Below are 21,043 nucleotides of genomic sequence, written 5' to 3'. Positions count from 1 at the left end.
GTTCCCTTTACTCCGTAATTCTAGTATAATACTCTATAACAGATAGAGATATTAAAATAGGGAGTGGACAATAACGTGAAGATGCCAACGATATTCGTCGGACATGGAAGCCCAATGATTGCGCTCGAAGATAACAACATAACAAAACAATTCGGAAGCATCGGCCGCAATATAATAGAACGATACGGTAGACCAAAAGGAATCCTTATGATTTCCGCGCACTGGTACACAAGCGGTACATTAATAGAAAGCGCAGAAGAGCCTCAGCAAATCTACGATATGTACGGATTTCCTCATGACCTATATAAAGTGAGATACCGAGTACAAGGTAGTTCAGAACTAACGAATAGGGTGAAAGAGCTGCTAAGCGATGAAGTATCAACAAATGACGAATGGGGAATCGACCACGGCGCTTGGACTATACTAGTCCATATGTTCCCAGCTGCGGACATCCCAGTGGTTCAGCTGAGTGTTGATAGGAATCTAACAGAAGCAGAAGCATTTGAGATGGGACGCAAACTTTCTGTGCTAAGAGAAGAAGGCTACCTGATTGTGTGTAGCGGTAACATCGTACATAATCTCACACTGGTTGACTGGAGCAACGCTGGCGGCAGTCAGCTTGCCGACGACTTCGATGATGTTGTAAAAAGCATCGTGTTAAGCGGTGATTACAGCACTCTTATAAATGGCATAGAGCGTCGTAGCGATTACAATTACGCCGTTCCGACAAAGGATCACTTTTACCCGCTACTCTACATACTCGGAGCAAGCGAGGGAAGCACAGCTCAGGTCTTTAACAACGTAAGGAACATCGGATCAATCTCAATGACATCTTATTTATTTGAATAAGAATGCAGAACTATAGCACAAGCATTCCGTAATTAGGATGTGTAATGTAGACATAATACGATTAAATATACAGAGCGATTATCAAAAGGGAGGAATACCATGAATACCAAGACGAGGCTAAAATCAGCGATTGCGATTGTAATATCTGCATTGCTCATTCTATCTATTGTAGGCTGCAGCAAGAAAGAGCCTAAGAAAGAGGAGAAGAAGCCATCAAAACCAAAAGTCACTGAGAAGCACGAGCAGAACAGAAAAGCAGCATATAGTGCATATAAGACCGTCATCGAGCAGAATAGTACGACGATAAAAGCCTACTCATGGCAGACCGTCCCAGGCAAGAATACATATAATGCTAGAGGTATAGATAGACCTATAGCACTGTGCGACGTGGATGGTGACAAGATTCCAGAGCTGTTCTTCTTCACCTCGCAGAATCAAGGCATAGCAAGACTGCATATATATACGTTCAATGGTAAGGAGGCCGTAGAGCGCAGCTATGCTGGCTTTAATGATGATGTTAATGGAGGCAGATTGTCTGACGTGATGGCAGCGGCTGGCACTTCGTATGTCGTGTATAAGGGTAAGGAAGCAAATACTCTATACATGTATGATTCGAGCGGCGATGATTACATGCAGTACAATATCCACAAGTACACAATGAAGAATTCGAAGCTTGAGCTGGTTGAAACCCTATCTAACCGTGTTAGCCAAGATGATTCGGGAAATACTTCGGATGTATATAAAAGGAACGGTAAAACCGTGCCAAATGCACAGGGCGGTAAGTCGTTTACAAGTTCATTCGCACAACTTGACAAAGCCATTATCTTCAGCACCTATAGGGACGAGAATAACGTGTCGCTATGGAAGAAGTTCAGCTTTGATGGGGCACTCTGCATCTCGTATGATCAGGCGATAACTAAACTGAGCGAGTAATTGCGATTGCTTCACTACACGGTCTAATAATAAAATGATTGGGTGCATATTCGCACCCAATTTTTTTTACAAATGTACAAAGTGATATTACTATTAAGAATTAGATAATATGAAACCGACGCTTAACAATGTCTAGTCACATGATGAAGAATATATAGTAAAATATATAGTCTATAGTTCCCTGGAAATTTCATGATAATATATCAGATATAGATTAAATTTATATAGGACGGAGTATAGGGTATTGAAAAAACAAATGAAACAAAAATTGTTTAATCTCGCTGCAGGGGAGTTAGTTTCAGTAATAGTATTTTGGATTAATTATTTCATATTCAAAAAAATGATTATTGTCACAAATTCATTAGGTCCTATTTCTTTTTCTTTATTTGTTCTTAGTTTTATACTTGTACAAGGAGCGGCATTCTGGTGTATTTTAATAAAAAGAATGTCTAAACCGAGGTTTGCCGTAAAATATACAGGCAAGATTTATAATGTTTTCAAAGCAATAGATCAAATTTTGCTGTGTATAGGATTAGCTATGATAATATTTAATGACAGCAAATCTTTTTCAAATCTTATTTCTTTCGCTATTTGGGGATTTGCTGTGATTGAATGGATAAATTATTATAAGATCCAATTATCATACAGTTTTAACCCCCTAGTTTTATTTAAATTCATGTTACAGGGAAAATTGCGAAAGAGTAGAATCTCAAAGGAAATAGACAAATCATTGAATAGTATAAAATATCACGATTAATCGCATTCTTGATAATTTAAAATGATTTTTTTACACCTAAACATGAATATTGTTCATGTTTATTAGACTGGTACTGCCCGCGTGAGCAGTGGTGATTTTGTAGTGGATTGTCTCATTCTAGGAGTACATAATAACTATAATTTGTTCACATTTTACTTATGTGCAATCATATTATAATACCTATTAATCATGAAAAAATACTATGCAATATTCCGTTGAAATCACCACAAAAAGCTCAAAAACACTCTAAAATCAGCGGAGTGTGAATAGTGCAAGGCAAAAAAGTGCCAAAAGCGGAAAACTTTGCACAATTTTTGATTTATTATTCACTATTCCCGAAAACATGCAGACAAAGTATAAAAATAAGGTTATACTACCTACATGAGAACTATAAAACTTATTACGCAGTAAACTTCTCGCACCTGCAAGCATGGTAGTGAGATGAGAATAAGTGAGGAGACCCTTATGATTAGCATCTTTGATACCGATATTGTGACTTTCGAAAAGCCTAAGTACACATTAGAGATTCGTAGTGACGGCTTCACCTATACGCACAAGAAGAAAGGTGTACTAAACGTTAGTTTCGACGATATACTAACGATTATCATGACGAACTACTTCAGCTCCAATGGTAGCTACAGTATTAACCTGGTTAGCGTAGATCCTAAACAGAAGATGATAGATATAACTTTGGATGAGGATTATGGCTATGAGAATCATAATATCAAGGAGACTAAGACATTGCTAACAGCATTTGCTGCTCACAAACTCACTAAGGACTTTCCAAACAATATCGGTGAGCTAGATCTCACACTTGGCACGACTCTCAAGGAGAAACAGATAAAGCTCCGCGGTAACAAGATTATCGGTGCTAAGCATGAGGTTGATATTAATGATATTAAACGAGTAGTATGCGCAGTCAGCGCTATAGGAACCTTTGGCATATATACTAGCGAGACCAAGAAGGGATTGTTCGATAAGGCGGATATGGTTGTTCCAATTAATTCCGTCACAGCTCCACTCCTCGAGGCGATAGTCACTAAGAATACAGGCAAAGGAATAGATTTCAGCAGAGGTAACAATTGGGATCAAAAGAACTCTGAATTTATAATTATCCGCTTTATGGAGCCAGGCTTCTTCCTTACAGACAGAGATTCTATCAAGGAAGAATGGCAGAAGATTGCCTTTGATAGAGTAGTTCAGTACGGATATTTTATCAACAAAGATATGTAATTTAATTAGCTACAATCAAGATATATTCCTATCTTTTTTATACGCACACTTTTAAAAGAGTGAGCCATGGCTCACTCTTTTAAATTGTGCTATCCATCTAAAAAAATAATCGAAACAAGTAAAATTATTGGTTAAAAATATATTGCGCATTTATGTTATTTGAATTAAAATACAATATATGTTAGTTCAACATAACTAACTTTTGTAAAATATATCTAACTTATTCAAAATTTTCACACTCATTTATAGGAGGAAAGATGAAGACAACTGGTTTCAAGGGAGTGCTGTCCTTTGTCGTAGCCGTGGCTGTTACCGCCGCTATGGCTTATTCGGCTGTTACGGTCGTCGAGAAGAACAACGCTGCTAAAGAAAAGGCTGCCAAGGAAGCTCAGGCAATTGGTTCAGAGGTTTCCACAGAAGGTCTTAAGGATGGAGAATACGAAGGTACTGCAACCGGTTACGGTGGTCCCCTTACTGTTCGCATCACTGTCAAGGGTGGAAAGCTGACAGATATCAAGGTTATATCTCAGACAGAAACACCAGAGTATTTTAATAGGGCGAAAGCTGTAATAGGCAAGATTCTGAGCAGTGGTAATGTGAACGTTGACTCTGTTTCAGGAGCGACTATTTCTTCAAATGCAATCAAGAAGGCGGTTGCTGATGCTCTGCGCAAGGCTGGATCGAAGCAGCAGGCTAAGGTAACGCCAGTCAAGAAAGACGCTAGATCTGCTAAGGGAAGAAAAGGTAATGTAGCAGGATCTTTTTCAATCGGAAGTGCTAACCTAAAAGATGGTGTATATATTGGAACAGGTCAGGGCTTCAATGGACCAATTAGAGTCCGTGTAACTGTTTCTGGTGGTAATATTACCAATGTCGAGATAATTTCACACAGTGACGATGCACCATTCTTTAATCGTGCAAAGGCTGTTATCGGTAGACTGCTAGGACGTCCAGGCAAGAGTGTAGACACAGTCTCTGGAGCTACATATTCCAGCCGTGGAATCATCGATGCGGTGAGAAATGCACTTGCAGGTGCTGGCAAGACTAACATCACCAATACTAGCAAGCCTAGCACAGGTGACAAAAAGCCAAGCACAGATGATACAAATCCATCGGTTAACCCTGAGACAGGGGAGCCATCATATGTAGATGCAGCTCTTCGTAAACATTACCCGGGAGATAAACTCAAGGATGGCGAATACACTGGAATTGGTATCGGATACCTTAATCCAGGTGGAATTAAGACTTATATTACGGTAAAGGATGGCGAGATATCGAATCTAAGGGTCGGCGTAGGTGACGATTATCGCGATGACATGGGACCATTTAGAAGCCAGGCAGAGAACGTGATACCGTTCCTGCAGGGCAAGGAAGGTCGCTGGAACATCGCTAAGATGGGATTATATCGTGAGTATTTCGAAGCGATAAGGAAAAGCAGTAATCCTAAGGCTAAGGTCAAGGAGCTCCTTGGCGATAAGTATGTCGATATGCTGAGCGGTCTATCAGGAAATAACACTGTATCTGATATAGCTCTCATGTCACGTACTGTAAAGGCGTATATGAACGACCGCTATGAGGGCAAGAAGATGTTCGATAGCGTGAGCGGAGCTACGATAAGTGCAAGTGGAATTTCGGCTGCGACAAAGGAAGCTACGCATAAGTCGGCTAGCGATTATAAAACTAACTCTGATGTAAAGGATATTTCAATTATTGAGCCAAAGACTAAGACAGTAGAAGTTAATAAGGGTGATTCCGTTGACTTCTCAGAACTTAAGGTTAAGATTGTTAAGAAAGATGGCTCTGTTAGGGAAGCAGAGTGGAAAGATTTTGCAGCCAATGGACTCAGCATCACAGATGAGGATGGCAAAGCTATTGAAAATGGAAGCGATCTAAAATCATATGGTGATAAGAAAATAATAAAGGCAAAGGTTATTCACAAGCAGTCGCTCTCGTACGACAAATTTAGAATCCTCGTTGGACGTTACAGCAAGGATTACATCGTTGGACTTGAATACAGCAAGGATGGTTCGAAGTGGTACAAGGTGAAGAATATTAAAAAGGATCCTACTGATGACCGTAAAATCGACAATCAACAGGTTGTTGATGCGCCTTTATCGTTCGAGTTCGAAACAGTTAAGGTTCGCCTTGTTTCAAAGAGCGGAAATCGCTATGAGTATACACCTGATAAAAAACCTGTAAATAAAAAGGTAAAATATACCCTTAATAAAGATGAGAACCCTAATACACCTAAGATAATCCATGTAGAATTTCAGTTGTCAGGTACAGAAGCGGATAAAGAGATTGTTGATGATAATGGTAGTGGCGGAGGTGGCGGTGAAGAACCAGCACTTCCAGAGGTAGAGGTTGACAGCAAGGTAATCGAGACATCACTTGATGAGCCAGGTAGACCAAAGTGGACTGAGCGTATGCCTATTAAGCCTGCGACGGTTAAGAGTTTAGACAAGGACGCAGAGATGCAGACAACCATCGAGGGACTGCCTAAGGGACTAAGCTTTGATGGCACAAATATCACAGGAACACCGGTCGTTGATGACGACAAGTGGGATGGTGACGGTGGAATGTTCAAGACAGTAACTTTGAAGTTCAAGGCCAAGAAGAATGGTAAGCTACTAGTTAGAAAGTACAAATACTGGGTTTATAGAGACAAAGACCACGATGGAATAGCAGATGACGATGAAGACGGCGGAGTAGCATTTACACCACAGAGAGTTAACACAAAGCCAATTGAAGTAGATGGCAAAGCACCAACTCTAGAGGACTACAAGGCTAAGTTCAGCAACATCCCTACAGATGGTTCTGTAAAGGTTAAGCTAGTGCAGAAGCCTGACCTCTCAAAGAAGGGAATGACCAAAGCAGTGCTCGAGTTCTCAGTCGACGGAATCGACAAGAAGAGCAAGGCAATCGTGATGGTCAATGTGAAGACTCCAGCAGCAGATGCAGAGGAGGCGCTTCCAGAGGTTAAAGTGGATAGCAAGGTAATCGAGACTGCACTCGATGAGCCAGGTAGACCAAAGTGGACACAGGGTGTTCCTATTAAGCCAGCTACAGTTAAAAGCCTCGATAAGGATGCAGAGATGGCCACTTCAATCGAAGGACTACCTAAAGGCTTGTCATTTGACGGAACGACAATCACCGGCACACCAGTGGTAGATGATGATAAATGGGACGGTGACGATGGGATGTTTAGGACAGTAACCATGAAGTTCAAGGCTAAGAAGAACGGCAAGCTTCTGGTTAGAGAATATAAGTACTGGATTTACAGAGACAAAGACCACGATGGAATCGCGGATGATGACGAGGACGGTGGAACAGCATTTACACCACAGAGGGTAAACTCTCAGCCAATCGAGGTAAACGGAACTGAACCGACGCTTGAAGACTATAAGGCTAAGTTCAGCAACATCCCTATGGATGGTTCTGTAAAGGTTAAGCTAGTGCAGAAGCCTGACCTCTCAAAGAAGGGGATGACCAAGGCAGTGCTCGAGTTCTCAGTCGACGGAATCGATAAAAAGACTAAGACTCTAGTTATGGTGAATGTCAAAACTCCAGTTGCTAGTGCGACAACATCCGCCGTTACAAGCGGAACAGTAAGCACAAGAAGTGCAGTAACCGCCGAAATCTCAGGAAATTCAAGTGTCGAGAGCAGAGATAGCGGAAAAGCTAACAAGAGAGAAGATTTACAGAAGCCAGCAGAGAGCAGGAAAACTGCAGAAAATTCTGCTGTAGCTGAGACGGAAAGGACGGTATCGTGAACACAATATTTGGAATCGCAGTGACTGTCATATTCTATATTCTGACAGCAGATGCAATTAAGAAGCACCCAGGGGCTTTTTATCTGGGTATATACGTATGGTGTGGAGCAGTTGTTATGTACTTCAACCTCGGATATGACCAGAAATTCCCAGAATGGTTCAACATATACTTTATGAACATGTTCAGTAGAGGCATCTTTACAACAGCTACCTTTATGGTGGTAATGTATCTTGGTGTCATCACTAAGCACAACAAACTGTCTCGTAAGCTGATGAGCGTGCGCGGAGAGATATCTATCATAGGAAGCTTGCTGACTCTCAGCCACAACGTGGTGTTCGGAGTTAAGTACTTCCCGATGTTATTTACAAATCCAAAGGCTATGCCTACGAGAGAGCTAATCGCATCGACAATCACTCTGTGCCTACTAGCTATGCTTATTCCTCTCTTTATCACCTCGTTTAAGTTGGTTCGCCGCAAGATGAGTGGTAAGACTTGGAAAAAGATTCAACGCATGGCTTATCCGTTCTTTATCGGAATCTATGTGCATATAATGGTGCTGTATTCGGCAGATGTAAAGTCTCACATAACAGGTATAATCGTATACTCCGTTGTATACATAAGCTATGTCGTTTTGAGACTTAGAAAGGCAGTTCTAAAGAGCAGAAAGCTCAAGGTTGCTACTGCTTAAATATCGCAGTTTTCATAGTATATACATAAAATATGGTAGTAAGCAGGGGCTGGTCTCAGATGAGACCAGCCCCTGTGATGTTTTGTATTCTTAATGAATTATTGTATATGAGTTACATATATCCGAAAATAATCAATCTAATTTCTATAACTATTAATACTTGTAGCTTGGAACTAGCTCTTTCAGCGTAGGCATGATTCCAATGTTGTTAGGAGTCTGTCCTGGTAGCTGCCAGAAATCGTGAGCGCAGTATACATTACCCTCGATGATAGCAGGTCCAGTCGGAGTTACTGCAACATCCCAACCTACATATCTAATCTGTGGCACTTCCATAGCCGCCTTTAGAATCATCTCCTTAGCTTCCTTGAACAACGGAGTCTTGAATCCTACAAGCTTCTCGTGTGAATTAGGATGTTCAGTGTAAAGTCCTTCCGCCTTTGTATCTCCAGAGTGAGCAGGGAATAGGAACTCGCCAGTCTCTAGGTCAACTGGTCCGTGAACTCCGTAGTTGTCGACAACTCTGCCGTTGATACCGAACTTCTGTACTGCGTATATCAGATGTGGCTTGCCGTCATCACCGATGATCGTGATCATACGCATCGTGTTGGCACTACCGGAGTATACCTTGTTGAGATCAGGATGGTTCTCGATTACGCCCTCGAGAGTGCCAAAGTCTTTTTCCTTGATGTATGAATAGAAGGCATCGAAATTCTCAAAGTCAGATGTCACAAGTCTCTCACAACCTATGCCGCACTCGAGGTCCTTCATCTTGCAGAACACCTTGTCTTTTCTGTTGAAATACGCCTCAACCTCGTCTTTAGTAGCAGTCTCGAGTTCGATGAAATCACGACCGATATAATCCTTGAATTTCTCATTGAATTCATCCTTGTTATCAAAGAAATGCGCGTAAGCAGGGTCATTCATCTGAGATACAAGCTTCTTACTTCTGAATCTAGTCAGGTAAGTGTCTTTCTCTGCGTCGGTCTTGTCCCAGAACTGGAAGATTACATAATCATAGTAACCAGCATCGAATTTTCTCATGCAGTGTACAATGTCAATTGCACACGCAAGCTTGCTCTTGCCGGAAATTCTGTGTGCTTCATTGACACAGTCCGTGAACTTCTTAAAGCTTGCGTTCTTTAGCACTCTTAGTCCGTATTTTAGTTTGCTTTCGCCCATATAAATTCCTCGTTTCATAAATCGTAAATTTTCAACTTATCTTTAACATTCTATATCAGATAATAGTTATAAATCAAATATTTATTGGTCAAATTTATGAATCATGGATTGTTCAAATCCTCATTGTCTATGGTATCATAAGCATATTGAATTGAAAAACAAGATGTTAATATAATGAAATGATTCATTTGAAAAAGTATCGATATAGCAATGCGTGATAATAGTAAGGTATCACGGCTTTACAGCAAAATAGATTCATAAAAAGGGCTTAGTAAACATGGCGAGACAGAGGTATTCGGGCAAAGGATATAGATGGTACAGTATGAGAAATAAGAAGATGGAGAAAATGCTTGCGACATTGATAATTGCCGCAGCTGTTTTCGTATTTAACCAGATGGGAATAGATATAGGTGACTTGGGGAGCTCAGGCAGTAAGGTAAAGCCGCTAAAGGAAAAGAGTGTAGAGCAGCTACTAGATGAAGTAAAGGTGTCATCGCCCGATGAGTACGCTGATTATGACCGTGACTCCTATACAGAGCCATACAGACGAATCGAGTATAAAGGCAGAAAGTATTCGCTGAGAAAATTTGCATTTGTGACAAGTAAGCACTATAAGGATGGCGATTACATAGATCCATATACAGGCGATGACCTCTCACTTAATGACAGTAACTTTGACCATATCATCCCACTTAATTATGTAAATAAGCACGGTGGTGCCAAATGGAGCCATTCTAAGAAGCATCAATACGCGACAGACGTCCGTGTTGGAGTAGATGTGGATGGGGCAGTAAATCGTGACAAGTCAGACAAGGGACCAAGCGAGTGGCTACCGGAAACGAACGTTGATGACTATTGTTATACATGGCTAGTCATCGCTGTGAGCTACGATATTCCGCTCTCGCCAGAGGATATAAAGGTTATAAAGGATAATATCGGAAGTAGCCCAAAGCTGATAAATCCATATAATTAAGGAGGGTTTCTATGTACATGTATTATTACGACTCACCTATGGGTGTGATGAAGCTTTGTGCCAATCAAGAGAGCCTTCTCGGTGTCTGGTTTGATGAAGAGTTGATAGCAGAGGCATCTGAAGGCATCGAAACAATCGAGAATCCCCATGCTAATAAACATATAAACGATGCAGTGCGCTGGCTTGACGAATACTTCGCAGGAACTGTTCCATGCTTTACGCCTAAGCTTAAGCTGCAGGGGTCAGAATTTAGAAAGACCGTCTCAGAGATAATGCTGAAGATTCCTTATGGCGAGCTTAGCACTTATGGCGAAATTGCGAATGAAGTCGCTATAAGAATCGGTAAAGACCACATGTCAGCCCAGGCTGTGGGTGGAGCGGTTGGCAGCAATGAGTTCTCAATCATAGTGCCTTGTCACCGCGTGGTGGGGAAAGACGGAAAACTCACGGGCTATGCAGGAGGCATGGATAAGAAAATTTATCTGCTTCACCAGGAGGGGGTTGATTTTGAGAAATACAATCTTAGGTGAGGATACTAGAAAATATCACCAATAAAATAGTAGGCGTAGCTACGCTCTTTGCTTGCTGTTTTCGTTTGATTTTAGAATTACTTTTCCGCCAATTGTCCAGTTGATGGCGCTAGTCGGACATATGCTCCTGCACTTACCACAGCGAATGCATTCGGCGCTGTTGATGTTGTCTAGAACCCTGACCTGCATATCGCAGTTGATTTCACATTTCATGCAGTTTATACAATTATTACTATCCACTTCCATCTGTAGCACGCTAAAGCGGTTAAAAAGCGAATATATCGCACCTAGAGGGCATATGTATTTACAGAAAGGTCTGTAGATCATCGTCGAAAGTATGACCGTGATAACTAGAAGAATCATCTTCCAGTCAAATAAAATTCCCATCATAGCTCGGAGAGATTCGTTCTTAATCAGAAGTGGGATACCAGCCTCTATAGTGCCAGCTGGACATATGTATTTGCAAAAGAATGGTTCACCGATTCCAAATTCATTGGAGATTGCGATTGGAAGTGCAAATACGAATACTGCAAGTATGACGTATTTGAGATACCTGAGAGATTTATCAATCTTGGCAGGTAAGTGGCATTTCTTCATCCTAATCTTGTACAGCAAGTCCTGAAAGAATCCGAATGGACATAGAAATCCGCATACGAATCTACCGAGAAATGCTCCAGTTATGAGCAAAAAACCCAGCACGTAGTATGAAATATGATATTTATTGCCGTTTTCGACCGACTGCAGTGCTCCGATAGGGCATGCAGCACCAGCAGCTGGGCAAGAATAGCAGTTTAATCCAGGTGAGCAGAAGTTTTTACTCTTACCTTTGTATATAGTGCCATCGGTGAAATTCGAGATATGAGGATTGGTCATTAATGTTGCTATGAGCTGCACCAGATGACGCCTCGGGTTGTTAGTCTTCATGGCGCCTCCTATCCGATTCCTATGCATTCGAGACAGACGGTGGCAGCCTTGCTGAAAACCGTCAGCATCTCGCCTCTATTGAAACCTATTATTAACATAACGATACCAGCCGCAATGAGCGCGGCCGGTATCAGCCTTTTATATTTTTTAGACATAATCTATTCCTGACAATCCCTACCTATGACAATTTCTTAAGACGCGAATTTACTTCCTTCATGTAGAGTTCAGTAATTGCATCAGTATCATGTGTTGAGAAAGCTCCGACCTTTGGATCGCCGATTTGCTTTCCATTCTTATCAAAGAACACGGTGGTAGGAGTACCGCTTACGTACTGAAGAAATCCTTCGTTCAAAGAGTCGCTTGGAACGAGCGTCTTTGCCGTTAATCCCTGCTTGGAGAGAATCTCCTTTGCAGTGTCTGGTGAGGAGTCTCCATCGAGACAAATTGATACAAACTGCACGTTGGAAGGTAGCTGGTTCCTGAGCTTCTCAAGAGCAGGCATCTCATCGATGCAGTATCCACAAGTTGTCGACCATACGTTAACCACGGTGAGGTCGTAATCCTTCAAGTTATCCTGTGTAAATTTTTCGCCGTCTAGCGTAGTGGTTTCGAAGTTCTTAAGGCTAGCCTTTGTGCTGTTGCTGCCTTTTGAATCTGAATTTGAACCATCCTTGCCGCAACCGGTGAATGATATTGCGAGCACAAGCACGACTGCCGCAAGTAACGTAAATCTCTTAATGTGTAGTTTTCTCTTCATAATATTCCCCAATATTCCTTATTTATCGCGAGTAAACGCAACATAATATATTATAATCTTACGATATGGGTTTAGTATAACATCTAAGTGAAGTAATTAATCATTATAAAAATCTTAATTTAAATTGTGCACTATCAAAAATATTGATGATAACAAATCATTGACCATTTGTAGCAATGATACTAAAATATTACGATATGAAAAAGGAGAAAAAGGATATGAATATTACAGTTTACTGCGGCTCTCGCTTCGGTGAGAAGTCAGTATTTAAGGATAAAGCGGTTGAACTCGCAAACTGGATTGTAGAAAGTGGACACAGCCTTGTATACGGTGGCGGAAATGTAGGGCTCATGGGAATCGTTGCAAATACAGTTCTAGAAGGTGGCGCTAAGGTGTACGGCATCATACCAGAGTTCCTGCTCAATCAGGAGAAGGGACATCAGGGTCTCTACACACTCGAGATTGTAAATTCTATGCCAGAGAGGAAGACCCGCATGATCAATCTTGGCGATGCATTTATCGCACTTCCAGGTGGACCGGGCACACTCGAAGAGATTTCAGAGATAATCTCATTAAGGCGACTGAATAGGACTGATAAGCCTTGCATTCTATATAATATTGAAGGCTTTTATGATCCTTTAAGAAAGCTACTTAATGAGATGGTAGATGCCGACTTCCTGCCAGCTAAAGACCTTGACAAGGTTGTCTTTGCGAGCAATCTAGATGAGATTAAAGCTGAGCTAGGGGAAAATTAGCACTTGCCTATAGTATTTAAAATAGTGATATTTACTCGCAGATTAATGGTAAAAACTGTTTTGACAATCATACATAACCTATATACAATTACTTAGTAAGCAAAAAATGGACTGAAACCGTGGTTGTTTCAGAAGTTCACTGGGAATAGGTGAAAAAATGAAGAGAAAGATATTACCAATTATTATTCTGTTCATAAGTATAGCACTGCTTGCAGGCTGTACTAAAAAGAGCGCAGATGACAAGAAGAATAAAGACGGATATACACATATTTCCGGCAAAGAGGCCGCTAAATTTGTTGAGAATGCAGAGAAGGATGATGCTAAGATTATCGACGTAAGAGGCAAGGTTGCTTGGGGAATGGGTCATATTCCGAAGTCTATTCCTGTATGGTACGAAGATTTCGATAAGGGAAAAGTAAAGGCACTCCCCGATAAAAATCAGAAAATTCTACTTTACTGCGATTACGGTGGTCTGAGTAAGAGAGTTGCAAAGCGCCTTGTAAAGCAAGGATATACCAACGTATATGAGTTTAACGGACTCAAGGTGTGGAAGGGCAAGGTTATAGTAGAGGAAGAGTATAAAGATCTCCAAGAAGGTGAGAGCAACTAGGCTCTCAGCAGTATCAACTATAATTGAGACTCATTTGTTTTATTCTGTTCATTTTTATCACTTCTTGACAGTGAGCTTCCATGATTTGTTACCCTGCTTGTCGAAGTCCAGAACTTCATGGTTGTGCTCTTCGCAGTAACCTGGCAGATTTACTACAGCGTCAGGGCAAGTGAATTCAACCTCTATAATCTGACCTTCTTCAGCTTCCCCCAAAGCCTTCTTAAGCTCTATAAGTGGTATCGGGCAGTCCATGCCCTTGGTGTCAAGCTTTATATTTCCCATTCTTTCCTCCTTGTATCAATGTAAATATGTCATACAAATCAGTGACATGAACGTATTAATTTATATATTTCTATTCTATATATTTTAATTTTTACTTTACCCTCTTGCACTTTTCAAGCCACGGACATACATAAACCATGCGCCAAACCAGATTCCTAGTGCAATGAATAACAGTGCAAGCCAAGCTCTTGTAGCGAGCTGAGAAGTTGCAACGAGGCCGTTTCCAATAAGACAGCCTTTCGCCCACACGGCACCTATTCCCATGAGCATGCTTCCAAGTACGGTTTTTATTACAATTTTCTTATCTGTTTTGACTATCGAAAATTCTTTGCTCGTAAAGGTTGTAAAGAAGGAACCTAAGATTATTCCTACAATCACCAAATTATCCCAACCGACACCGTCGGTTCTGTTATAGACAACTCATCCGATGGGCTCGGAATGCGTGCCTGTTATCATGTTGAACCAAGATAATACTGGGTCGGAAATTGAGATTCCACCATTTCTACCAGTGAGGTTGCTGAAGTAGAATGCAGCAGCCATGAGCACCCCGATGAGTACTACAGTTATCTCACGACTCCAAATCTTCTCGCAGAAAATGTGTCGGAGTCCGGTATATGTCTGTGGCAACTTGTATTTTGGCTTGTGTGCTCTATAATGACGAAACATCAGGATATATAGCAATATGGCTGCTGGTGCAAATATAAGCAGCGGGGAGAAGGGCATATCGAACAAGTCGATATCGTATACTTCCTGAAGCCCCATAATCTTCTGTGTAAATGGCTTAAAAATCCATTTGTTCGTAAAGTATTCAGTCGTTGCAAAAACTATGAGCGATAGTATTCCGATGATTCGTCCATCTCCGACTTTAACGATAGTGCTCGTAACACAGCCGTTGGTGAGGACTGCTCCGATTCCGAAGATGAATCCACCTATAGGAACGGCAACCATCGAATAGCATCCAAAGTACGGTGAAGGAATCACAGTGCTGCCGACCAGTATGTGATAAAGCAGTCCTTCGGTAACAATTATCGTCAAGATGAGAACTGCGTTATAGTATTTCTTCTCAAGATAGATATCTCGTATCGTTCCAGTAGGACAGAAACGTCCGCGCTTGAGTAGAAAGCCGAACAGCAATCCTATAAACAAACCAGATATATTAAGTAGCAAAATAGCCTCCTTTTATATGGATTACAATTAATGATTATATTTCTTTATCTAAAGTCTTAATATATGTATATAAATAATCAATATGAAATTACTTCAAATAAGGATTATCAATGCATTAAAATGTATGTAATCCTTTTAAATTGCTGAAATTAAGATGTTAAGACGATAGCATTTTGTATAAAAATATTGACTAACGTACAGGATAAGAATATAATCTTTCACATCTGAAATAATTAACATAGTTAATTATTTACTTTAAAAGAATAGGTTGCCTTGTTTTACGTTTCATAAAATGTAAAGCATTCAATTATAAAGGTATTTCTAGAAAAGGAGTTTTAAGTGAAAGAGTATCAATCTAAATTCTTACTTCAGATGCACAAATTCCATAAAATTAAATTTTGGAATCTAGTTCCGGAGCTTAACCCAAGTGAGCACATGATTGTGTTTGCACTATGCAGATGTGAAGCTGGGAAATGTGACGAGCCTACCGATGATCTCGATATAAAGCTATCGGCGATGAAAGATATTAAGGTCTCCAGCCTAGCCAAATCATTGCGTATGACGATGCCAGGCGTATCCAGGGGATTAGCGGGTCTAGAAGAAAAAGGCATTATCGAACGGAAAGTTGATAGGAGTGATAGGCGAAACACCTTGGTATTTCTAACTGAAGATGGATATAAGAGGATAAGCGAATATAAGAAAAGAATTGATAGATACTTCGAAACTGTTTTCAAGAGATTTGGAGAAGAACGGGTGACCGAAATTATTGATCTTATTGCAGAGCTTGCGGAGATTGCTCAAGAGGAATTACAAAATGCGTTAAATGGAGATGGTGCCATTAACTTTGATAAAGGCGCTGACTTATATGAGCAGGGAGATGAAAAGTAACAGATGATAAAACTAATTAAGAATTTAAAACCATACAAAATAGCTGTTCTGACGCTTCTTTTAGTGCTTGTAGTTCAAGCATTTGGAGATATCTCGATTCCGAGCTATATGCAAAAGATTATCGACACAGGTATTCAGAATAAAGGTATTGAACATATCATTCCCAGCAAAGTAACGGAAGATGAGTATAGAGAAGCACAGATTTTCATGAATGACGGTGAGAAGAGACTTTGGGCCTCTGCATACAAGAAGGATGGCGGTACTTACACACTCGTGACTAAGGATGAAAAGAAGTTAAGCAAGCTAGATAGCAAACTGCTTAGGCCGATAGTTCTCAGTTATCAGCTCGGACATATGACCGTTAGGCAGTTCAAGAAGACCGTAAAGGAACAACTTAGTGCGAGACCAGAAACTAAGGCAATAGCTGCGCGTATAGATGATATGTCCATTTCTGAAATTGCGAATTTGATGAAGGTGGATATCAAGTCATTTAAATCAAAAAATCAGAGTGGTAAGCTTCATACTTACGTTGACATGCGTCCGATGATTGAGACCCAGATTGCTAATGGTCAGATGGATAAATCAACGATAAATAAATCAAAGAGCGATATGGACAAGACTATATCATCTGTTGGCGATAGGACGTTAAAGTCTATGGGGATAGCTTATGCTACTAGTGCATCTGAGGCAGCAGGGGTAAATGTAGATAGAGTGCAAAAGACGTATCTGTGGGACACTGCTCTTAAGATGATGCTCGTCACAGTTATAATAATCTCTGCGGCTATTGTAGCCTCTTATATAGCCTCGAAGGTCGGAGCTAAGATAGGTATGACTCTCAGGAGAGAGGTGTTTGAGAAAGTAATGAGCTTCTCTAGTGCGGAGATGGATAGATTTCAGACATCCTCGCTGATTACGAGAGCTACCAATGACATACAGCAGGTTCAGATGACAACTACAATCATACTGCGTATGGTGCTTTACGCACCTATTTTAGCGATTTGGGGAATCTTCAAAGTAGTTGAGACCGGAGCTCATATGAGCTACGTAATTGCTGTTGGTGTAGCGACTGTGGTGGCTATAGTATTAATACTTATGGTCATTGCCTTGCCAAAATTCCGCATCATGCAGGAACTCGTCGATGCTCTAAATAGCGTTTCTCGTTCGATACTCACCGGCATTCCAGTAATTCGTGCATTCGGGAGAGAGCAATCGGCGGAGAGACGATTTGATAAAGCTAATGCAGATCTCAAGAAGACGCAGTTGTTTGCCAATAGGGTGATGACTTTTATGCCACCACTGCTCATGATGCTGATGAATTTACTTGGTGTAGCGATTGTATGGGTAGCATCGCACCGAATTAATACTGGAAATATGCAGGTAGGCTCAATGACAGCATTTCTCACATATTCGATGATGATCGTAATGTCATTTATGATATTGACTGTTATGTCTATACTGATTCCTAGAGCTGGAGTTGCGGCTAATAGAATAGATGAAGTGATCAGCTCTAAATCATCAGTAATTGACAGAAACGATGCAATTGATATTGAGGAATGTTCTGGTAGATTGGAGTTTGATAACGTTTCCTTTAGATATGAGGGTGCTGATGCACCTGCTCTATCAGGTATTTGCTTCACAGCAAATCCTGGCGAAACCACTGCCATAATAGGAAGTACAGGTTCAGGTAAGAGCACAATAGTTAATCTGATACCGAGATTTTTCGATGTAACGGCTGGGTGCATTAAGCTTGATGGTAGGGATATACGTGACATCAGCATGAAGTCACTCAGAGAGAAGATTGGCTTCGTACCTCAGAAGGGAATACTGTTCTCTGGGACTATCGATTCAAATATTAGATTTGGAAATGAAGATGCAACATCCGAAGAGGTTCGCAAGGCCGCGGAGATTGCTCAGGCTCTCGATTTCATTGAAGAGAAGGAAGATAAATTTGAAAGTGCAATTGCACAAGGAGGCTCTAATGTGTCAGGCGGACAGAAGCAGAGGCTTTCTATTGCGAGGGCGATTGCCAAAAATCCGAAGATTCTGGTGTTCGACGATAGCTTCTCGGCATTAGACATGAAAACGGATGCGAAGCTCAGAAGGGTGCTTGCAAATTATGAGAAGGATGCGACTAAAATTATTGTCGCGCAGCGAGTTGGAACGATTATAGATGCTGAACAGATTATCGTTCTCGACGAAGGAGAGATAGTAGGAAAGGGCAGACATAGAGATTTGCTCAGAACATGTGAAGCATATAGGCAAATTGCTGAATCGCAGCTATCAAAGGACGAATTGGAGGTGGAATAATGGCAGAGAATATGAATAAGAAACCAGCTCCAGTCAAGCGTGGGCATGGACCAGGCTCAGGTGAGCCATCCGAGAAGCCGAAGAATTTCAGCAAGTCACTCAAACAGATTTTGAGATATAGCGGAAGTTATAAATATGCATTTGTAGTTGTTATATTATTTGCGATTGCTGGTACAGTATTTCAGGTAATTGGACCTAAGGTGATGGGGCGTGCGACAACAGTGCTCGCAGAGGGGCTGATGCATAAAATCAAAGGAACGGGAACTATTGACTTTACGACGATTGGCAAAATCTTGGTCATCACTGTTGCTCTATACGCAATTGGTGCTGTGCTGACTTTCATACAGGGCTGGATTATGACGGGAATCACCCAGAAAATCGTTTATAATATGCGTCGTGATATTTCGGAAAAGATTAACCGTATGCCGATGAAATATTTCGAGAGCCATCAGTATGGTGATATTCTGTCAAGGATTACGAACGATGTAGACACATTGGGAACAGGGTTAAATCAGAGTGTCACCACAATTATTACCTCTGTAGCGACCGTTATCGGTGTGGTAGTAATGATGCTGACCATATCACCACTTATGACACTTATTTCATTTGTCACGATTCCGGTTTCCATTCTGTTACTCGGCTTTATAATCAAGATGTCGCAGAAGCACTTCAAGACCCAACAGGAGTACCTAGGTGATATAAATGGTCAGATCGAAGAAAATTTTGCAGGGCAGCTCGTGATAAAGGCGTTCAACAAAGAGGAGTCCGTGGAGAAGAAGTTCAATGAGACCAATGAGATTCTCTATGAGTCAGCTTGGAAGTCCCAGTTCATATCGGGGGTTATGCAGCCTGTGATGATGTTCTTCGGAAATCTCGGGTATGTGGGAGTAGCTATTTCAGGAGCGATGCTTGCTATCAAGAATGTGATTGGTATAGGAGATATACAGGCGTTTATACAGTATGTGCGTAGCCTCACACAGCCACTTTCGCAGGCTGCTCAGGTCATGAATCAGGTGCAGTCGATGGGGGCAGCTGGTGAACGTGTATTCGAGTTCCTAGCTGAGGAAGAGGAACCTCGAGACCCTGATGATGCTATTAATGATATCGATGTAGAAGGGTTTGTAGAATTCGAACATGTGAAGTTCGGTTATGATCCAGATCAGGTTATCATAAATGACTTCAGTGCAAGAGTTAAACCGGGACAGAAAATCGCTATCGTCGGGCCAACTGGTGCTGGCAAAACTACAATAGTCAAGCTCCTGATGCGTTTTTATGATGTAAATGCAGGATCGATAAAGATTGATGATTTGGATATTCGTACCATGAGCCGTCATGGACTGAGAGACAATATCGCTATGGTTCTTCAAGATACATGGCTGTACTCAGATACTATCATGGAGAATATCAGATACGGAAAACAGGATGCAAGCGATGAAGAGGTTATAGCTGCTGCTAAGGCGGCAAGAGCGGATAGATTTATAAAGACGCTCCCTGGTGGATACAATATGGTTTTAAACGAAGATGCAACCAATATATCTGAGGGACAGAAGCAGCTTTTAACCATTGCGAGAGCAATTCTTGCAAATCGAAAGCTCTTAATTCTTGATGAAGCTACCTCTTCAGTAGATACTAGAACAGAAGTTAGGATTCAGGAAGCCATGGATCAACTGATGAAGGGGCGTACAACCTTTGTAATAGCTCACAGATTATCGACAATAAGAAACGCAGATCTCATACTCGTTATGAACCATGGAGATATAATAGAACAAGGAACGCATGATGAACTTCTTAGAGAGGACGGAGCATATGCAGAACTGTATAACTCGCAATTTGACGAAGTGGAGGCTTCATGATGAGCAAAGCTAGACTTAGTACACTGTGCTACATAGAGAAAGACGAGCATTACCTGATGATGCATCGCGTCATCAAAGAAAACGATATCAACCACAACAAATGGATTGGTGTTGGGGGGCATTTTGAGGATAGAGAGAGTCCTGATGACTGCCTACTACGTGAAGTGCGTGAGGAAACGGGGTACGAGCTTACAGAGTATAAGTTTCGCGGAATAGTGACATTTATCTATGGCTCTGGTGAAAGGGAGATGGTCGAGTACATGCATCTCTTTACGGCGACGGGATTTAAAGGTGAACCGATTCCTTGCGATGAAGGCGTACTTGAGTGGGTTCCTAAGGATAAGCTTTTAGAACTCGAACTCTGGGATGGTGATAAGATATTTCTCAGACTGCTTGAAGAGAGGGATGATTTCTTCTCGCTTAAGCTCGTATATAACGAGAGCGATGAACTGATAGAAGCTTTGCTCGATGGAAAGTCCATATAAGGCAATTTGGGCGAATTAAAATTAAAGCAAAAGACCTAGAAGATGGAATGATAAGATTCCAGTTTCTAGGTCTTGTTTATCTATTCATCGTCAAATGAT

The 21,043-nt window shown here is 41.2% G+C and carries 19 protein-coding genes and 1 pseudogene; 14 read left to right on the top strand and 6 right to left on the bottom strand.

What is annotated here, in order from left to right; translation table 11 throughout:
- The first annotated feature begins 81 nt into the window (after positions 1 to 81).
- From ygiD to QU661_RS05780, 6 genes are all read left to right on the top strand, one after another.
- Positions 82 to 849 (top strand): 4,5-DOPA-extradiol-dioxygenase, encoded by a 768-nt coding sequence (gene ygiD, locus QU661_RS05805; protein ID WP_304990465.1) that lies wholly within the window; start codon positions 82 to 84, stop codon positions 847 to 849.
- A gap of 99 nt (positions 850 to 948) precedes the next feature.
- Positions 949 to 1,782 carry a hypothetical protein gene (locus QU661_RS05800; protein ID WP_304989314.1) on the top strand — a complete coding sequence of 278 codons (834 nt, stop codon included), beginning with the start codon at positions 949 to 951 and terminating at the stop codon, positions 1,780 to 1,782.
- 244 nt (positions 1,783 to 2,026) lie between these two features.
- Entirely contained in the window at positions 2,027 to 2,539 is a 513-nt protein-coding gene (locus QU661_RS05795) for a hypothetical protein (RefSeq protein ID WP_304989313.1), read from the top strand.
- Positions 2,540 to 3,004: 465 nt separating this feature from the next.
- Positions 3,005 to 3,772, top strand: a complete 768-nt coding sequence (locus QU661_RS05790; protein WP_304989312.1) for a hypothetical protein — start codon at positions 3,005 to 3,007, stop codon at positions 3,770 to 3,772.
- Between the two features lie 257 nt (positions 3,773 to 4,029).
- Positions 4,030 to 7,545: an FMN-binding protein gene (locus tag QU661_RS05785; protein WP_304989311.1), complete on the top strand. Its 3,516-nt coding sequence runs from the start codon at positions 4,030 to 4,032 to the stop codon at positions 7,543 to 7,545.
- Positions 7,542 to 8,234, top strand: coding sequence for a hypothetical protein (locus QU661_RS05780; protein WP_304989310.1), 693 nt, complete (start codon positions 7,542 to 7,544; stop codon positions 8,232 to 8,234). Before QU661_RS05785 ends, QU661_RS05780 begins: the two co-directional genes overlap by 4 nt.
- Before the next feature lie 153 nt (positions 8,235 to 8,387).
- On the opposite strand, the gene QU661_RS05775 is transcribed toward QU661_RS05780, so the two are convergent.
- Positions 8,388 to 9,413, bottom strand: a complete 1,026-nt coding sequence (locus QU661_RS05775; protein WP_304989309.1) for a sugar-transfer associated ATP-grasp domain-containing protein — start codon at positions 9,411 to 9,413, stop codon at positions 8,388 to 8,390.
- A 322-nt stretch (positions 9,414 to 9,735) separates the two neighbouring features.
- Here QU661_RS05775 and QU661_RS05770 point away from each other — a divergent pair, with 322 nt between their 5' ends.
- Both QU661_RS05770 and QU661_RS05765 read left to right on the top strand, forming a co-directional pair.
- Positions 9,736 to 10,386, top strand: coding sequence for a hypothetical protein (locus QU661_RS05770; protein ID WP_304989308.1), 651 nt, complete (start codon positions 9,736 to 9,738; stop codon positions 10,384 to 10,386).
- 11 nt (positions 10,387 to 10,397) lie between these two features.
- Complete coding sequence (locus tag QU661_RS05765; protein WP_304989307.1) at positions 10,398 to 10,916, top strand: methylated-DNA--[protein]-cysteine S-methyltransferase; 519 nt, start codon at positions 10,398 to 10,400, stop codon at positions 10,914 to 10,916.
- A gap of 39 nt (positions 10,917 to 10,955) precedes the next feature.
- On the opposite strand, the gene QU661_RS05760 is transcribed toward QU661_RS05765, so the two are convergent.
- From QU661_RS05760 to QU661_RS05750, 3 genes are all read right to left on the bottom strand, one after another.
- Positions 10,956 to 11,840, bottom strand: a complete 885-nt coding sequence (locus tag QU661_RS05760; protein ID WP_304989306.1) for a 4Fe-4S binding protein — start codon at positions 11,838 to 11,840, stop codon at positions 10,956 to 10,958.
- An 8-nt stretch (positions 11,841 to 11,848) separates the two neighbouring features.
- On the bottom strand, positions 11,849 to 11,938 hold the full coding sequence (locus tag QU661_RS08360; RefSeq protein WP_334307210.1) for a CD1871A family CXXC motif-containing protein: 90 nt from the start codon (positions 11,936 to 11,938) through the stop codon (positions 11,849 to 11,851).
- A gap of 80 nt (positions 11,939 to 12,018) precedes the next feature.
- Complete coding sequence (locus tag QU661_RS05750) at positions 12,019 to 12,597, bottom strand: TlpA family protein disulfide reductase (protein WP_304989304.1); 579 nt, start codon at positions 12,595 to 12,597, stop codon at positions 12,019 to 12,021.
- A gap of 218 nt (positions 12,598 to 12,815) precedes the next feature.
- Between QU661_RS05750 and QU661_RS05745 the strand changes: the two genes are divergently transcribed.
- Positions 12,816 to 13,352 carry an LOG family protein gene (locus QU661_RS05745; RefSeq protein ID WP_304989303.1) on the top strand — a complete coding sequence of 179 codons (537 nt, stop codon included), beginning with the start codon at positions 12,816 to 12,818 and terminating at the stop codon, positions 13,350 to 13,352.
- Positions 13,353 to 13,509: 157 nt separating this feature from the next.
- Complete coding sequence (locus tag QU661_RS05740) at positions 13,510 to 13,962, top strand: rhodanese-like domain-containing protein (RefSeq protein WP_304989302.1); 453 nt, start codon at positions 13,510 to 13,512, stop codon at positions 13,960 to 13,962.
- Between the two features lie 57 nt (positions 13,963 to 14,019).
- On the opposite strand, the gene QU661_RS05735 is transcribed toward QU661_RS05740, so the two are convergent.
- Positions 14,020 to 14,244, bottom strand: coding sequence for a sulfurtransferase TusA family protein (locus QU661_RS05735; protein ID WP_304989301.1), 225 nt, complete (start codon positions 14,242 to 14,244; stop codon positions 14,020 to 14,022).
- Positions 14,245 to 14,340: 96 nt separating this feature from the next.
- Positions 14,341 to 15,378, bottom strand: a pseudogene (locus QU661_RS05730) (YeeE/YedE family protein).
- Positions 15,379 to 15,750: 372 nt separating this feature from the next.
- Here QU661_RS05730 and QU661_RS05725 point away from each other — a divergent pair.
- From QU661_RS05725 to QU661_RS05710, 4 genes are read left to right on the top strand one after another with little or no spacing between them, the layout of a single operon-like run.
- Positions 15,751 to 16,299: a MarR family winged helix-turn-helix transcriptional regulator gene (locus QU661_RS05725; protein ID WP_304989300.1), complete on the top strand. Its 549-nt coding sequence runs from the start codon at positions 15,751 to 15,753 to the stop codon at positions 16,297 to 16,299.
- A 3-nt stretch (positions 16,300 to 16,302) separates the two neighbouring features.
- Positions 16,303 to 18,606 (top strand): ABC transporter ATP-binding protein, encoded by a 2,304-nt coding sequence (locus QU661_RS05720; RefSeq protein WP_304989299.1) that lies wholly within the window; start codon positions 16,303 to 16,305, stop codon positions 18,604 to 18,606.
- A complete protein-coding gene (locus tag QU661_RS05715; protein WP_304989298.1) occupies positions 18,606 to 20,459 on the top strand; it encodes an ABC transporter ATP-binding protein in 1,854 nt (617 codons plus the stop codon). Before QU661_RS05720 ends, QU661_RS05715 begins: the two co-directional genes overlap by 1 nt.
- Positions 20,456 to 20,944, top strand: coding sequence for an NUDIX hydrolase (locus tag QU661_RS05710; RefSeq protein ID WP_330692428.1), 489 nt, complete (start codon positions 20,456 to 20,458; stop codon positions 20,942 to 20,944). The genes QU661_RS05715 and QU661_RS05710 overlap by 4 nt, the downstream gene beginning before the upstream one ends.
- Positions 20,945 to 21,043: the final 99 nt, after the last annotated feature.

Origin of the sequence: Mogibacterium neglectum, from assembly GCF_030644205.1 — a bacterium.
GTDB lineage: Bacteria > Bacillota > Clostridia > Peptostreptococcales > Anaerovoracaceae > Mogibacterium > Mogibacterium neglectum.
The sequence above is the reverse complement of the archived record's forward strand: the minus strand, read 5'-3'. Positions and strand labels throughout refer to the sequence as shown.